Annotated in this window: 11 protein-coding genes and 1 tRNA gene; 11 read left to right on the top strand and 1 reads right to left on the bottom strand. The window is 69.5% G+C overall.

All coding sequences use genetic code 11. The features are described 5' to 3' along the window. Nucleotides 1-391: 391 nt before the first annotated feature. Nucleotides 392-463: transfer RNA gene (locus tag OHA11_RS13710), tRNA-Arg, on the bottom strand. A 140-nt stretch (nucleotides 464-603) separates the two neighbouring features. On the opposite strand from OHA11_RS13710, the gene OHA11_RS13705 reads away from it, so the two are divergent. The 11 genes from OHA11_RS13705 to prmC all read left to right on the top strand — a co-directional run bounded on the left by OHA11_RS13705 (nucleotide 604) and on the right by prmC (nucleotide 14,507). Next, a complete protein-coding gene (locus OHA11_RS13705) occupies nucleotides 604-1,110 on the top strand; it encodes a response regulator (protein WP_266495890.1) in 507 nt (168 codons plus the stop codon). Nucleotides 1,111-1,532: 422 nt separating this feature from the next. Further along, complete coding sequence (gene nrtL, locus OHA11_RS13700) at nucleotides 1,533-2,615, top strand: ArgS-related anticodon-binding protein NrtL (protein ID WP_266495887.1); 1,083 nt, start codon at nucleotides 1,533-1,535, stop codon at nucleotides 2,613-2,615. 26 nt (nucleotides 2,616-2,641) lie between these two features. Then, entirely contained in the window at nucleotides 2,642-4,033 is a 1,392-nt protein-coding gene (gene lysA / locus OHA11_RS13695) for a diaminopimelate decarboxylase (protein WP_266495885.1), read from the top strand. A 165-nt stretch (nucleotides 4,034-4,198) separates the two neighbouring features. After that, nucleotides 4,199-5,497, top strand: coding sequence for a homoserine dehydrogenase (locus OHA11_RS13690; protein WP_266507140.1), 1,299 nt, complete (start codon nucleotides 4,199-4,201; stop codon nucleotides 5,495-5,497). A 6-nt stretch (nucleotides 5,498-5,503) separates the two neighbouring features. Continuing rightward, entirely contained in the window at nucleotides 5,504-6,562 is a 1,059-nt protein-coding gene (thrC, locus tag OHA11_RS13685; RefSeq protein ID WP_266495882.1) for a threonine synthase, read from the top strand. 375 nt (nucleotides 6,563-6,937) lie between these two features. After that, on the top strand, nucleotides 6,938-7,855 hold the full coding sequence (gene thrB / locus OHA11_RS13680) for a homoserine kinase (protein ID WP_266495880.1): 918 nt from the start codon (nucleotides 6,938-6,940) through the stop codon (nucleotides 7,853-7,855). A gap of 385 nt (nucleotides 7,856-8,240) precedes the next feature. Next, the gene (gene rho / locus OHA11_RS13675) at nucleotides 8,241-10,319 is read left to right on the top strand and encodes a transcription termination factor Rho (RefSeq protein WP_266495877.1); all 2,079 of its coding nucleotides are present in this window, start codon (nucleotides 8,241-8,243) and stop codon (nucleotides 10,317-10,319) included. Nucleotides 10,320-10,715: 396 nt separating this feature from the next. After that, nucleotides 10,716-11,849, top strand: a complete 1,134-nt coding sequence (locus OHA11_RS13670) for an LCP family protein (RefSeq protein WP_266495875.1) — start codon at nucleotides 10,716-10,718, stop codon at nucleotides 11,847-11,849. A 244-nt stretch (nucleotides 11,850-12,093) separates the two neighbouring features. Beyond that, the gene (rpmE, locus tag OHA11_RS13665) at nucleotides 12,094-12,315 is read left to right on the top strand and encodes a 50S ribosomal protein L31 (protein ID WP_266495873.1); all 222 of its coding nucleotides are present in this window, start codon (nucleotides 12,094-12,096) and stop codon (nucleotides 12,313-12,315) included. A 171-nt stretch (nucleotides 12,316-12,486) separates the two neighbouring features. After that, nucleotides 12,487-13,563 (top strand): peptide chain release factor 1, encoded by a 1,077-nt coding sequence (gene prfA, locus OHA11_RS13660; RefSeq protein WP_266495870.1) that lies wholly within the window; start codon nucleotides 12,487-12,489, stop codon nucleotides 13,561-13,563. Nucleotides 13,564-13,661: 98 nt separating this feature from the next. After that, complete coding sequence (gene prmC / locus OHA11_RS13655; RefSeq protein WP_266495867.1) at nucleotides 13,662-14,507, top strand: peptide chain release factor N(5)-glutamine methyltransferase; 846 nt, start codon at nucleotides 13,662-13,664, stop codon at nucleotides 14,505-14,507. Nucleotides 14,508-14,550: the final 43 nt, after the last annotated feature.

The raw sequence follows: 14,550 nt of genomic DNA, 5'->3' as shown, positions 1-14,550 counted from the left end.
ATCACACGTCCGGGGGACCTGTCGGACTTCTACTGGGAACGGACGACGAAGGACGGGGATCGCAGAAGTCAGCGGTCACAAGCTGGCCCTGCGCCGAACCCCGACCTGCTCAGCCGCTTGCCCGTGACGCCTCTGGATCTCGCCCTCATGCCGGACGAGCTGTCCCGGCGGCTCTTCGAAGCCCTGCGACTGGAGATCCACTACGACGGGGTTGCCAACGAGGCCCTGTGTCGCATCACCCTCACCGGCGACACGATCGAAGCGGTCGCATGGGCTACACACGAAACGGCGGCCATCCCGCTAGCACGGGATGCCGCCGATCGCGATAAGCACTACAAGAAGGAGAAGACCGGGATGAAAGGCAATCGCGATCTTGCAACCTTCTGTGAAGTGCCCCCGGCAGGATTCGAACCTGCGCACACGGCTCCGGAGGCCGTTGCTCTATCCCCTGAGCTACGGGGGCGTGTCGGGCGCGGTGTTCGCGGCGACGGGTTGAACACTACCAGCTCTTTCGGGGTCTTCATGAACCGGTTTTAGGGGTGGGGGAGGGTCGTTCTGATCTTGGTGGGCGGGTGGGGCGGGGGTCCCCCGAGCGGGGTGGAAGTGGGGAAAAGCCGGACGCGGCCCCACACGCCGACCTACTCTCAAGGTGTGCCAGGCGCGTCGGGTCGGGTGCTTGTTGTGGACGACAACAAGGTCATCCGGCAACTGATCAGGGTCAACCTCGAGCTGGAGGGTTTCGAGGTCGTGACCGCGGCCGACGGTGTCGAGTGCCTGGACGTCATCCACCAGGTGCGGCCCGATGTCGTCACCCTCGATGTGGTCATGCCTCGGCTGGACGGACTGCGTACCGCCGCCCGGCTCCGGGCCGACCCCCGGACCCGTAACGTTCCCCTTGCCATCGTGAGCGCCTGCACCCAGTACGAGGTCGAGAACGGCCTCGATGTCGGCGTCGACGCCTTCCTGGCCAAGCCCTTCGAGCCCGCCGAACTCGTCAGGCTCGTACGCCAGTTGATGGCGCGGCGGGACACTTCGGCCACCGGTTCCGGTGGTGCTGCCGCCGGTCCGTCCTTCGAGAGTGCCGAGAGCGCCGGCCGCACCAGCAGCTGAGCTTGCCAGCCGGGTCGGCCAACTGAGTTCGGTCAACTGAGTCTGCGACCAGCGGCCCAAGCAGCGGCCCAAGACTCTCACCCACCGGTGCCCACGACCCTCACCGTCGTTGGCCCTCAGGCCGCCTCACGGCCGGAGGCGGCGTGGCGACGTGTCCGCCCGCAGCGGATGGCGCGTCCCCGCCGGGTTCCCCGCAATGCGATCCCACGTCATCGCGTCATCGCGTCATCGCGCCAGGCCGGGGACGGGTCGCGGATATGCGGGTACGTCGCCGCGGTCCCGACCTCACCACGACTGCCCCGCGCAGCAACCCCCACCGTCCCGCGCCAGCCCACAACCCCGCACTCGCCCCGCCGTCCACATCCCGGACCCTCCCCAAACCCGTTCGCCTACCCACCCCCCTCCTCGCCTACGCTTGCCCCGTGACCCCCGTCGAGCTCTCCCGTACCGTCCTGCGTGCCGTGCGGCGCGCGGTGGACGCGGGTGAGCTCAGCGTGCCTGTGCCGGAGCGGGCCCAGGTCGCGCCCCCGGGGCCCGGCGGCCGCGGTGACTACGCCACCAACGTTGCCCTTCAGCTGGCCCGCCCTGCCTGTCGCCCGCCCCACGAGGTTGCCGAGATCCTGCGGTCGCACCTCATCGGCATGCAAGGCCTGACCAGCGTCGACATCACCGGGCCCGGTTTCCTCAACATCACCCTCGACGACACCGGGGAGCAGGTTCTCGTCGCCGAGATTCTGCGGCGCGGTGGACGGTACGGGTTCGTCGACGAGCCCAACGGGGACCTCGTACAGCTCCGTCACGCTCGTGACCTACGTGCCGTCGTCACCGGTCAAGTCGTCGCCCGGATCCTCCGCTCCCAGGGCGCCCTCGTCCGTACGTCCGGCGAGGTCGAAGCCGAGGCCCATCCCCATCCCCATCCCGCGCCCGGTCCGACCTGGGCCGCCGCCCTCGATGGCGCCCCCCTCCCCGCCAACCTCCACATCGACCTCCACCCCGTCCCCGTCCCCGCCTCCAAGGACCCCACCCCCCTCGGTCGCGACGCCGCCCGCTGGGCGCTCCTCCACACCGCGTCCCACGACCATCCCCGCATCACCGCTGACCACCTCGTCCAGCGTGAGACCAACCCCCTCTTCAGGGTCCGGTACGCCCATGCCCGCGCCCGGGCCCTCACCCGCAACGCCGCCGACCTAGGCTTCACCAGTGCCCCCGGCGACGTACGGTGCGAGGCCGACGCCCCGGACGCCCCAGACACCCTGGTCGACGTTCTCGCCGGCTATCCCCACACCCTCGCCACCGCGGCCCGTCACCGCGCCCCCGACCGTCTCGCCCGGCACCTCGTCAGCACCGCCGACGCGATGCTCGCCTTTCAGCACGCCGTTCTTCCGCTGGGTGACGAGAAACCCTCGGCCGCCCACCGTGCCCGGCTCGCGCTTGCCGAAGCCGCCGGGACGGTGCTGGCCGGCGGCCTGTCCCTGCTCGGCATCGACGCACCTGAACATCTCTAGAACATCTCTGAGGAAGCCCAACAGACATGAGCCGTTCCGCACACCCCGCCGGGCCCCGTCACGCCGATGTTCTGCCCGAGGGGCACTACTCCGCCCCGCCCGCCGATCTGAACACCCTCGACCCGAAGGTCTGGGCCCAGACCGTCACCCGTACCGAGGACGGTTCCGTCAGTGTCGGCGGGATCGGTGTGGCGAGGCTCGCCGAGGAGTTCGGTACCCCCGCCTACTTCGTCGACGAGGCCGACTTCCGGGCGCGGGCGCGGGCCTGGCGTACCGCCTTCGGGCATGACGCCGACGTGTTCTATGCGGGGAAGGCGTTCCTCTCTCGCGCCATCGTGCGGTGGCTGTACGAGGAAGGGCTCAACCTCGACGTCTGTTCCGGTGGCGAGCTCACCACCGCCCTCTCCGCCGGGATGCCCGCCGACCGCATCGCCTTCCACGGCAACAACAAGTCGACGGACGAGATCACTCAGGCCATAGAGGCCGGTGTCGGGCGGATCGTTCTCGACTCCTTCCAGGAGATCGTGCGCGTTGCCCACATCGCCCAGTCGCTCGGTACGCGGCAGCGCGTGCAGATCCGTGTCACCGTCGGCGTCGAGGCGCATACCCATGAATTCATCGCCACCGCGCACGAGGACCAGAAGTTCGGGATCGCGCTCGCGGACGGGCAGGCCGCCGAGGCCGTGCGGCGCGCGCTGGCCCTCGACGGGCTCGAACTGATCGGCATCCACTCCCACATCGGGTCGCAGATCTTCGACATGGCGGGGTTCGAGGTCGCCGCCCGTCGTGTCGTTGCTCTCCTTGCCGCCGTCCGTGACGAGCACGGCGTCGAGCTTCCCGAGATCGACCTCGGTGGTGGCCTCGGCATCGCCTACACCAGCGACGACGACCCGCGCGAGCCCCACGAGATCGCCAAGGCCCTCGGTGAGATCGTCACGCGCGAGTGTGAGGCCGCCCGTCTGCGGACCCCCCGTATCTCCGTCGAGCCCGGGCGCGCCATCGTCGGGCCCACCGCCTTCACCCTCTACGAAGTCGGCACGATCAAGCCCCTCGACGGGCTGCGTACGTACGTCTCCGTCGACGGCGGCATGTCCGACAACATCCGCACCGCGCTGTACGACGCCGAGTACAGCGTCGCTCTCGTCTCCCGTACGAGCGACGCCGAACCCATGCTCGTACGCGTCGTCGGCAAGCACTGCGAGAGCGGTGACATCGTCGTGAAGGACGCCTTCCTGCCCTCCGATCTCGCGCCCGGTGACCTCATCGCGGTGCCCGCCACCGGCGCGTACTGCCGCTCGATGGCGAGCAACTACAACCACGCCCTGCGCCCGCCGGTCGTCGCGGTCCAGGACGGCGAGGCGCGCGTGATCGTCCGACGGGAGACGGAGGAGGACCTTCTGCGTCTCGATGTCGGCTGACAGCAATGACAATGACGGCACAATGCTGAGCGGGCGGAAGATCTCCTGTTGTTCGCCCTCGCGCAAATGAAATAGACGTCTCACGATCCGGACGAGGGATAGAAACCCCCGTCCGGTGAGTGAGACTGATTCCACCGTGACGGTATGAGGAAACGAGGTCGGATGATGCGTACGCGTCCGCTGAAGGTGGCGCTGCTGGGCTGTGGGGTTGTCGGCTCAGAGGTGGCGCGCATCATGACGACGCACGCCGACGATCTCGCCGCCAGGATCGGTGCTCCCGTCGAGCTTGCCGGTGTCGCCGTGCGGCGGCCCTCCAAGGTGCGTGAGGGCGTCGACCCCGCCCTCGTCACCACCGATGCCACCGCGCTCGTCAAACGCGGGGACATCGACGTCGTCGTCGAGGTCATCGGCGGTATCGAGCCCGCGCGCGCCCTCATCACCACCGCCTTCGAGCACGGCGCCTCCGTCGTCTCCGCCAACAAGGCGCTCCTCGCCCAGGACGGTGCCGCGCTGCACGCCCTCGCCGAGGAGCAGGGCAGGGACCTTTATTACGAGGCTGCCGTCGCCGGTGCCATTCCGCTGATCCGGCCGCTGCGCGAGTCCCTCGCCGGCGACAAGGTCAACCGGGTGCTGGGGATCGTGAACGGCACCACCAACTTCATCCTCGACAAGATGGACTCGACCGGCGCCGGCTATCAGGAAGCCCTCGACGAGGCCACTGCCCTGGGGTACGCCGAAGCCGACCCCACCGCCGACGTCGAGGGGTTCGACGCCGCCGCCAAGGCCGCCATCCTCGCCGGGATCGCCTTCCACACGCGCGTGCGTCTCGACGACGTGTACCGCGAGGGCATGACCGAGGTCACCGCCGCCGACTTCGCCTCGGCGAAGGCGATGGGCTGCACCATCAAGCTGCTCGCCATCTGCGAGCGGGCCGCCGACGGGGGATCGGTCACCGCGCGCGTGCACCCCGCCATGATTCCGCTGAGCCACCCGCTCGCCTCCGTGCGCGGCGCGTACAACGCCGTGTTCGTCGAGTCGGACGCCGCCGGGCAGCTCATGTTCTACGGGCCGGGCGCCGGTGGTGCGCCGACTGCCTCCGCAGTTCTCGGTGACCTGGTCGCCGTCTGCCGCAACAAGCTCAGTGGTGCGACCGGGCCCGGCGACTCGGCGTACACGCAGCTGCCCGTGAGTCCCATGGGTGAGGTCGTGACCCGCTACCACATCAGCCTCGATGTGGCGGACAAACCGGGTGTTCTCGCCCAGGTTGCGACCGTTTTCGCCGAGCACGGTGTCTCGATCGATACGGTTCGCCAGCAAGGGCGACAGGACGGGGGCGGCGACGCCTCCCTCGTCGTCGTCACGCATCGCGCGTCCGACGCGTCCCTCAGCGGGACCGTCGAGGCGTTGCGCAACCTCGACACCGTGCGGGGTGTCGCCAGCATCATGCGGGTTGAAGGAGAGTAACGAGCAATGACCCACCAGTGGCGCGGAATCATCGAGGAGTACCGGGACCGGTTGCCGGTGTCCGACTCCACGTCGGTCGTGACGCTGCGCGAGGGCGGTACGCCGCTCGTGCCCGCGCAGGTGCTCTCCGAGCGCACGGGCTGCGAGGTCCACCTCAAGGTCGAGGGTGCGAACCCCACCGGGTCCTTCAAGGACCGCGGCATGACCATGGCCATCACGCGGGCCAAGGAGGAGGGCGCGAAGGCCGTCATCTGCGCCTCGACGGGCAACACGTCGGCGTCGGCCGCCGCGTATGCCGTACGGGCGGGCATGGTGTGTGCCGTTCTCGTCCCGCGGGGCAAGATCGCGCTCGGCAAGATGGGCCAGGCCCTCGTGCACGGCGCGAAGATCCTCCAGGTCGACGGCAACTTCGACGACTGCCTCACGCTCGCGCGCAGCCTCTCCGACAACTACCCGGTGTCGCTGGTCAATTCGGTCAATCCGGTGCGTATCGAGGGCCAGAAGACCGCCGCTTTCGAGATCGTGGACATGCTGGGCGACGCCCCCGACATCCACGTCCTGCCGGTGGGCAACGCGGGCAACATCACCGCGTACTGGAAGGGGTACACCGAGTACGCCGCCGACGGGATCGCCCGGCAGACCCCGCGCATGTGGGGGTTTCAGGCCTCCGGCTCCGCGCCCATCGTGCGCGGCGAGGTCGTCAAGGACCCCTCGACGATCGCCACCGCGATCCGCATCGGCAACCCGGCCTCGTGGAAGTTCGCGCTGGCCGCGCGGGACGAGTCCGGCGGCTTCATCGACGAGGTGACGGACCGTGAAATCCTGCGCGCCTACCGCCTGTTGGCCGCGCAGGAGGGTGTCTTCGTCGAGCCCGCCTCCGCGGCTTCGGTCGCCGGTCTGCTCAAGGCCGCCGAGCAGGGCAAGGTCGACCCGGGCCAGCGCATCGTCTGCACGGTGACCGGAAACGGCCTCAAGGACCCCGACTGGGCCGTCGCGGGCGCCCCGCAGCCGGTCACGGTCCCGGTCGACGCGGCAACGGCCGCCGAGCGCCTCGGCCTGGCATAGCCCGACACCAACGCCGGGCCACCAACAGCGAGTGAGCCGAAGGGGTGCGGCCGGTGTCGAGAGGGCGAGCGCGCGGAGGCCCGACGAAGGAGGGTCGAGCACGGTCGCCCTCTCGACACCGGCTGTAGCACCCCGGAGGCGAACCGAGCTCCAAAAAAAGAGGGGGTGCATGAGGGGCTTACGACACGCATCGTGCGCCTCCTGTGCGCCCTATGTCGCCACAGAACCTTCCTTCGATAGGCTGTACCTAACCCGCCCGCCGCATATGCCGCGGTGCCGCGCCGTCTTTGCGGCCTCCGGGTCTTCCGCTTGTTTCGTATGTCTCGCAGGATTTCGACAATCTCGCAGCTCAAGCTCAAGGAGAGTCATCGAGCGATGGCCGGTCCAGCGTTCCGCGCCGCCGCCGTCCGGGTGCGCGTCCCCGCCACCAGTGCCAACCTCGGTCCGGGCTTCGACGCCCTGGGCCTGTCACTGGGTCTGTACGACGACGTCGTCGTCCGGGTGGCCGACTCCGGCCTGAACATCGACATCGCGGGTGAGGGCAACGAGACACTCCCGCGCGACGAGAACCACCTGCTCGTACGCTCCCTGCGCACCGCCTTCGACCTGCTCGGCGGACAGCCGCGCGGCCTGGAGATCGTCTGCGCCAACCGCATCCCGCACGGCCGGGGCCTCGGCTCCTCGTCCGCCGCCATCTGCGCGGGCATCGTCGCCGCACGCGCTGTGACCATAGGCGGCGACAGCAAGCTCGACGACGAGGCGCTCCTGGAGCTCGCCACCGAGATCGAGGGCCACCCCGACAACGTCGCGGCGTGTCTGCTCGGCGGTTTCACGCTGTCCTGGATGGAGGGCGGATCCGCGCGCGCCATCAGGATGGAACCCGCCGATTCCATCGTTCCGGTGGTTTTCGTACCGGCGAAACCGGTTCTGACGGAGACCGCCCGAGGACTCCTCCCGCGCTCAGTTCCGCACGTCGACGCCGCCGCCAACGCGGGCCGCGCCGCACTGCTCGTCGAGGCCCTGACCAGGCGCCCCGAGCTGCTGCTGCCCGCCACCGAGGACCGACTGCACCAGGAATACCGCGCCCCGGCCATGCCGGAGAGCGCGGCGCTGGTGGAGCGGCTGCGGGCCGACGGAATTCCCGCGGTGATCTCCGGCGCCGGGCCCACCGTGCTCGCGCTCGTCGCCGACACCGCGGCCGACAAGGTCGCACGACTGGCGGGCGAGGGCTGGGCGGCCAACCGGCTGGGCCTCGACGCCACGGGAGCGAGCGTGCTGCCGCTTGCTCCGTGACACACGGTCGCCGGATTTCGAGAGGGGGAATGTTTGTTGGATCCGGTAGTGTTAACCTCAAGTCTGCACCCGACCCCACCATGGCGAGGTGCTTCACGTCCCCGTCCGGGACAACCATTCTTCCGGGAGCCCCCCAAATCGCTTTGTGCCATGCATTGGGTGCTACGCGCTGAGCGGTGCTGAGCACGCTCCGGAACCGGCGTGACCGAGCCGATGGACACCGCACCTCAGTGCCACGGCCCCGGGAATCGCCATCCCAGAAATTCCCTCCGCCTTTTGGCGGACCACCGCCCCGGCACGGTCCACACAGCAAGGACCACTGCCGGACAGCACAACCGGTCGCCGAGCCAGACAGGCCGACGTCCGCTCCAGGGAAGGACCCTTCGTGAGCGACACCACCGATCTGATGGGCGCACGTGTCGAGGAGACCGCTGCCGCGCCCGCCACGGACGCCTCCGCGCCTGCCACCGGTGCCGGCTCCCGTCGGCGCCGCGGTACCGGCCTCGAGGGCATGGTGCTGGCCGAGCTGCAGCAGGTCGCATCCGGCCTCGGCATCAGGGGCACCGCGCGGATGCGCAAGAGCCAGCTGATCGAGGTCATCAAGGAGGCGCAGGCGGGAGGGGGTGCTCCGGCCAAGGCCGAGACCGCCACCGAGACCAAGCCGAAGCGCCGGGCCACCTCGAAGGCCCGTACGGGCGACGACGCCGCTGCCGCCGAGAAGAAGGCGGAGGCCAAGGCCGAGAAGGCCGTGGCCCAGCAGCAGATCGAGATCCCCGGCCAGCCCGATGGGGGCCCCTCCAGGGCGAGCGAGGCCGAGCGTGCGGGAGACGACGCCCCGGCCGAGCGCCGTCGGCGCCGCGCGACCGCCGAGGCCGGCAGCCCCGAGACGGTCACCGCCGAGGCGAAGAACGAGCCGAAGTCCGAGACAGCCGTCCAGACCCTGCCCCAGGGCGAGGCCAAGGGCGACACCGGTGACGGTGCCGACGGTCGTCAGGGCCGCCGCGACCGCCGTGACCGCGGCGACCGTGACCGCGGAGGCCGCGGCGACCGCGACCGCCGTGGCAAGGGCGACGAGCAGCAGGGCGGACAGGGCGGACAGGGCGGCGGCAACCAGCAGCGTCAGGACCGCCAGGAGCGTCAGGGCGGCCAGCAGCAGGGCGGCGGTCGTCAGGACCGCCAGGACCGCCAGCGTGACAACGGCCCACAGGACGACGACGACTTCGAGGGTGGCCGCCGCGGCCGCCGCGGTCGTTACCGGGACCGTCGTGGCCGGCGCGGTCGCGAGGAGTTCGGTCCGAACGAGCCGCAGGTCGCCGACGACGACGTCCTGATCCCCGTCGCGGGCATCCTGGACATCCTCGACAACTACGCGTTCATTCGTACGTCGGGCTACCTGCCCGGCCCGAACGACGTGTACGTCTCCCTCGCCCAGGTCCGCAAGAACGGTCTGCGCAAGGGTGACCACGTCACCGGCGCCGTCCGCCAGCCCAAGGACGGCGAGCGCCGCGAGAAGTTCAACGCGCTGGTCCGCCTCGACTCGGCGAACGGCATGGCGGCCGAATCCGGGCGCGGGCGGCCGGAGTTCAACAAGCTGACGCCCCTCTACCCGCAGGACCGGCTCCGTCTGGAGACCGACCCGGGCGTGCTGACCACCCGCATCATCGACCTCGTCGCGCCGATCGGTAAGGGCCAGCGCGGTCTGATCGTGGCCCCGCCGAAGACCGGCAAGACCATGATCATGCAGGCGATCGCCAACGCGATCACGCACAACAACCCCGAGTGCCACCTGATGGTCGTCCTGGTCGACGAGCGTCCGGAAGAGGTCACCGACATGCAGCGGTCGGTGAAGGGCGAGGTCATCTCCTCGACCTTCGACCGTCCGGCGGAGGACCACACCACGGTCGCCGAGCTCGCCATCGAGCGCGCCAAGCGTCTGGTGGAGCTGGGCCACGACGTCGTCGTCCTGCTCGACTCGATCACGCGTCTGGGCCGTGCGTACAACCTCGCCGCCCCGGCCTCCGGCCGCATCCTGTCCGGTGGTGTCGACTCGACCGCGCTCTACCCGCCGAAGCGCTTCTTCGGTGCCGCGCGCAACATCGAGGACGGCGGCTCGCTGACCATCCTGGCCACCGCGCTCGTCGACACCGGCTCGCGCATGGACGAGGTCATCTTCGAGGAGTTCAAGGGCACCGGCAACGCCGAGCTCAAGCTCGACCGCAAGCTCGCCGACAAGCGCATCTTCCCCGCGGTGGACGTCGACGCGTCCGGCACCCGTAAGGAAGAGATCCTGCTCGGCAGCGACGAGCTCGCCATCACCTGGAAGCTGCGTCGCGTGCTGCACGCGCTCGACCAGCAGCAGGCGATCGAGCTGCTCCTGGACAAGATGAAGCAGACGAAGTCGAACGCCGAGTTCCTGCTGCAGATCCAGAAGACGACGCCGATGCCGGGCAACGGCAACGACTGACGGCAGCACAGCCGGCCCAGCCGGTACCGCGAAGGGCCGTCCCCGTCACGTACGGGGGCGGCCCTTCGCGTTGCCCGGAGCCTCGGGGAAATGGGCAGTGAAGAGACCTTCGCCACAGATGTGAAGATCGTCATGTGTCCGCGGAAGCAAGCCGTCCGCCATCGAAAGCCCAGGTGAACGGCGTGCGGCCGCACCTCGCCCCTCACTCAGTGTGCGTGTCGGACCACAGCTCGGTCGCAGTGCGTCGTGCAACCCTTCTTTCGGTTTCGACGTCTGACCGAACGGGTCCCGAATGGGACGTCACGGCAAACGGGTCCCGAAAGGGACGTCACGGCAGATGACCACGCCTGACCCTGACCGCAGGGGGTAACCGCACGTACGAGGACTGAGGAGCACATGTCTGCCGAGAGCATGCTGGAACCCGGCACACCGGAGGATTCCGGCAGCAGCGCACCGCGCCGTCGCGCCAAGGGCCGCCGCCGCAAGCCGCGGAACCAGCGCCCCAGGGCGCTCCTCGTCACGGCCTGGGCCGCGGCGGGCGTCGTCGTACTGGGCGGGGCCGGCCTCGGCTACACGTACTTCAGGCTCAACGACAACATCAAGAGCGTCGACATCAACCAGGCCCTCGGCGCCGACCGGCCCCTGAACGTCGACAACGGCTCGCAGGACATCCTCGTACTCGGCTCCGACACCCGCTCCGGCGGCAACAAGGAGCTCGGCGGCGGGACCGACGACGGCAGTGCCCGCTCGGACACCGCGATGATCGTGCACGTCTACGAGGGCCACAAGAAGGCCAGCGTGGTCTCCATCCCCCGCGACACCCTCGTGGACCGGCCCGAGTGCACCGACAGCAAGGGCACCGAGCACGACGCCGCGTCCCAGGTGATGTTCAACTCCGCGTACTCGACCGGCGGCGCCGCCTGTGCCGTGAAGACCGTCGAGTCGATGAGCGGTATCCGCATGGACCACTACGTCGAGGTCGACTTCAGCGGCTTCCAGAAGCTCATCGACGAACTCGGCGGGGTCAAGGTCACCACGACCAAGAACATCACCGACAAGGAGAGCCACCTCGACCTGGAGGCCGGCACGCACCAGCTCACCGGCAAGCAGGCACTTGGCCTGGTCCGCACCCGGCACGGCGTCGGTGACGGCTCCGACCTCGGCCGCATCCAGCTCCAGCAGGCGTTCATCAAGGCCCTGGTCGAGCAGGTCAAGGGCATCGGCGTACTGACCAGCCCGAAGAAGCTGTTCGACCTCGCCGACACGGCGACCAGGACCGTCACCACCGATTCCGACCTCGCCTCCGTCAACGAGCTCGCCTCCTTCGCCGGCGGGCTCAAGGGCATCAGCTCGTCGAAGATGGACATGGTCACGATGCCGGTCCGGTACGACCCGGCCGACGGCAACCGCGTCCTCGTCCAGAAGACCAAGGCCCGGCAGGTCTGGGACGCCCTGAAGAACGACCGCCCGATCCCGAAGTCGGCGACGGAGGGTACGGCTACGGGTGACGCGAAGGGCGTCGTGAGCTAGGAGCTCCGCTGGGGGCAGTTGGTTGTCTGCGGGCCCGGTGGGGGCTGGTCGCGCAGTTCCCCGCGCCCCTGAAAGGCGGGGCTGCGCCCCTGCCTTTCGCCACGGACGACCCGCAGGGAATACACCACGCGAACCCCCGGTTTTGGGGGATGGCACCAGTCCTGGCAGACTGGTACGTCGGCCCCGGTTCACGCTCCGCAGCCCGCGGCAGCGACCCGGCGCCCTCCCGAAACTAGGAGACACCTTGAAGCGCGACATCCACCCCGAGTACGTCGAGACGCAGGTCAGCTGCACCTGTGGCGCGTCGTTCACCACCCGTAGCACGATCGCGAGCGGCACCGTCCGCGCCGAGGTCTGCTCCGAGTGCCACCCGTTCTACACGGGCAAGCAGAAGATCCTCGACACCGGTGGCCGTGTGGCCCGCTTCGAGGCCCGCTTCGGCAAGGCTGCAGCTGCCAAGAAGTAGCGAGCTCACAGCGCCGGTCTCCGGCGCCTCCGTCCAGGGGGCGCTGGGACCGGCGCTTTGCGGTCCAGCCCTTCCCCCAGCACTCGACTTCGTGCGAGCCGGGGGGACCCCATGTCGTACCTACGTCCCCGAGCCCATGACGGAGCCGGGGGCAGTCCATTGGAGCCGGAGATGTTCGAGGCGGTCGAGGAACTCATCGGCGAGCACGCCGATCTGGAGAAGAAGCTCGCTGACCCGTCGGTCCACGCCGACCAGGCCAACGCGCGCAAGCTCAACAAGCGCTACGCCGAGCTCACCCCGATCGTCGCGACGTACCGCTCCTGGAAGCAGACCGGGGACGACATCGAGACGGCGAAGGAGTTCGTCGCCGACGACCCCGACTTCGCCGCCGAGGTCAAGGAGCTGGAGAAGCAGCGCGAGGAACTGACGGAGAAGCTCCGGCTGCTCCTCGTCCCGCGCGACCCCAGCGACGACAAGGACGTCATCCTCGAAGTCAAGGCGGGAGCCGGCGGCGACGAGTCCGCGCTGTTCGCGGGTGATCTGCTGCGCATGTACCTGCGCTATGCCGAGCGCGTCGGGTGGAAGACCGAGATCATCGACGCCACCGAGTCCGAGCTGGGCGGCTACAAGGACGTCCAGGTCGCCGTGAAGACCAAGGGCGGCCAGGGTGCCACCGAGCCGGGCCAGGGCGTCTGGGCGCGGCTGAAGTACGAGGGCGGGGTGCACCGCGTGCAGCGGGTGCCGTCGACCGAGTCGCAGGGCCGTATCCACACCTCCGCCGCCGGTGTGCTCGTCACGCCCGAGGCCGAGGAGGTCGACGTCGAGATCCACGCGAACGACCTGCGGATCGACGTCTACCGTTCCTCCGGGCCCGGCGGCCAGTCCGTCAACACCACCGACTCCGCCGTGCGCATCACGCACATTCCCACCGGAGTCGTCGCCTCCTGCCAGAACGAGAAGAGCCAGCTGCAGAACAAGGAGCAGGCGATGCGTATCCTGCGCTCCAGGCTGCTCGCCGCGGCGCAGGAGGAGGCGGAGCGGGAGGCCGCGGACGCCCGCCGCAGCCAGGTCCGCACCGTCGACCGCTCCGAGAAGATCCGTACGTACAACTTCCCGGAGAACCGCATCTCGGACCACCGCGTCGGATTCAAGGCGTACAACTTGGACCAGGTGCTCGACGGCGATCTCGACGCGGTGATCCAGGCGTGCGTGGACGCCGACTCGGCCGCCAAGCTCGCCGCGGCGTAAGGCACGTACGGGCCCGACGGGCAGTATCGGCAAGCACGACGAGTACACAGCGCGGAACACATCCGCTCGACGGACAACAGCACAGCCCCGGAGGACGCGTGAACCTGCTGCTCGCGGAAGTGGCCCAGGCCACCCAGCGGCTGGCCGACGCCGGCGTGCCCTCGCCGCGCAACGACGCCGAGGAGCTCGCCGCCTTCGTGCACGGCGTGAAGCGGGGCGGCCTGCACACCGTCAAGGACGCGGACTTCGACGCCCGGTACTGGGAGGTGACCGCGCGCCGCGAGGCCCGCGAGCCGCTCCAGCACATCACCGGGCGGGCCTACTTCCGCTACCTGGAACTCCAGGTCGGGCCAGGGGTGTTCGTGCCCCGGCCCGAGACGGAGTCCGTGGTCGGCTGGGCCATAGACGCCGTCCGCGCGATGGACGTCGTCGAGCCGCTGATCGTCGACCTGTGCACCGGCTCGGGCGCGATCGCGCTCGCCCTCGCGCAGGAGGTGCCGCGCTCGCGCGTCCACGCCGTCGAACTGTCCGAGGACGCCCTGCGGTGGACCCGTAAGAACGTCGAGGGCTCCAGGGTCGACCTGCGGCAGGGCAACGCGCTGGACGCGTTCCGCGACCTCGACGGGCAGGTCGATCTCGTCATCTCCAACCCGCCGTACATCCCGCTCACGGAATGGGAGTACGTCGCTCCGGAGGCCCGGGACTACGATCCCCAACTCGCCCTGTTCTCGGGGGAGGACGGCCTCGATCTGATCCGCGGTCTGGAGCGCACCGCGCACCGGCTGCTGCGGCCCGGCGGTGTCGTCGTCATCGAGCACGCCGACACGCAGGGCGGGCAGGTGCCGTGGATCTTCACCGAGGAGCGGGGCTGGGCCGATGCGGCGGACCACCCCGACCTCAACAACCGGCCGCGGTTCGCGACCGCCCGCAGGGCGACGCCATGACCGCGGCGCCGTCTTGCATGGACGACGTGGAGAACGTTAAATG

This window comes from Streptomyces sp. NBC_00878, from assembly GCF_026341515.1.
Classification (GTDB): Bacteria; Actinomycetota; Actinomycetes; order Streptomycetales; family Streptomycetaceae; genus Streptomyces.
The sequence above is the reverse complement of the archived record's forward strand: the minus strand, read 5'-3'. Positions and strand labels throughout refer to the sequence as shown.

Excerpts from the sequence above, each read along its gene's own strand:
- lysA (WP_266495885.1), top strand. The coding sequence starts at position 2,642 with ATGAGCCGTTCCGCACACCCCGCCGGGCCCCGTCACGCCGATGTTCTG.
- OHA11_RS13690 (WP_266507140.1), top strand. The coding sequence starts at position 4,199 with ATGCGTACGCGTCCGCTGAAGGTGGCGCTGCTGGGCTGTGGGGTTGTC.
- thrC (WP_266495882.1), top strand. The coding sequence starts at position 5,504 with ATGACCCACCAGTGGCGCGGAATCATCGAGGAGTACCGGGACCGGTTG.
- thrB (WP_266495880.1), top strand. The coding sequence starts at position 6,938 with ATGGCCGGTCCAGCGTTCCGCGCCGCCGCCGTCCGGGTGCGCGTCCCC.
- OHA11_RS13670 (WP_266495875.1), top strand. The coding sequence starts at position 10,716 with ATGTCTGCCGAGAGCATGCTGGAACCCGGCACACCGGAGGATTCCGGC.
- prfA (WP_266495870.1), top strand. The coding sequence starts at position 12,487 with ATGTTCGAGGCGGTCGAGGAACTCATCGGCGAGCACGCCGATCTGGAG.